2 pseudogenes are annotated in these 536 nt (G+C 65.9%); one reads left to right on the forward strand and one right to left on the reverse strand.

From position 1 onward, the window contains the following. Positions 1-149 (reverse strand): annotated as a pseudogene (locus tag A5699_RS28895) (ATP-dependent DNA ligase); the annotation flags it as partial. Positions 150-192: 43 nt separating this feature from the next. On the opposite strand from A5699_RS28895, the pseudogene A5699_RS01695 reads away from it, so the two are divergent. Then, positions 193-536, forward strand: a pseudogene (locus tag A5699_RS01695) (ATP-dependent DNA ligase); the annotation flags it as partial.

Raw genomic sequence — 536 nt, forward strand, 5'->3', positions numbered from 1 at the left:
ACCTCGTCGCCGTCGCGGAACACCAGCGCCCGGAAGCCATCCCACTTCGGTTCGTATGACCACACGCCCGGCTCGTCGGGCACCTTCACCTGCGCCTTGGCAAGCATCGGTTCGATGGGCGGCTGCACCGGCAAGTCCACAACTTCCATACTCACGTAGACCACCGAGCCAGGGCAATGTCATCGTGGGCAGATGGATCTGCCCACGATGCCGCCGGTCTCGCCGATGCTCTCGAAGCCGGTGCGTGAGATCCCGCCGGGCGTGTGGTCATACGAACCGAAGTGGGATGGCTTCCGGGCGCTGGTGTTCCGCGACGGCGACGAGGTGGTGCTGCAATCGCGCAACGGCAAGGAGCTCGGCCGCTATTTTCCCGAGCTGCTGGACACGTTGCGTGACGAGCTCGTCGACCGCTGCGTGCTCGACGGGGAAGTCGTGGTGCCGAGGAACATCGACGGCCGGGTGCGCCTGGACTGGGAATCCTTGTCGCAGCGCGTGCATCCGGCGGCCAGCCGAGTGAAGATGCTCGCCGAGCAGAC

Origin of the sequence: Mycobacterium sp. E802, from assembly GCF_001666875.1 — a bacterium.
Lineage (GTDB): Bacteria > Actinomycetota > Actinomycetes > Mycobacteriales > Mycobacteriaceae > Mycobacterium.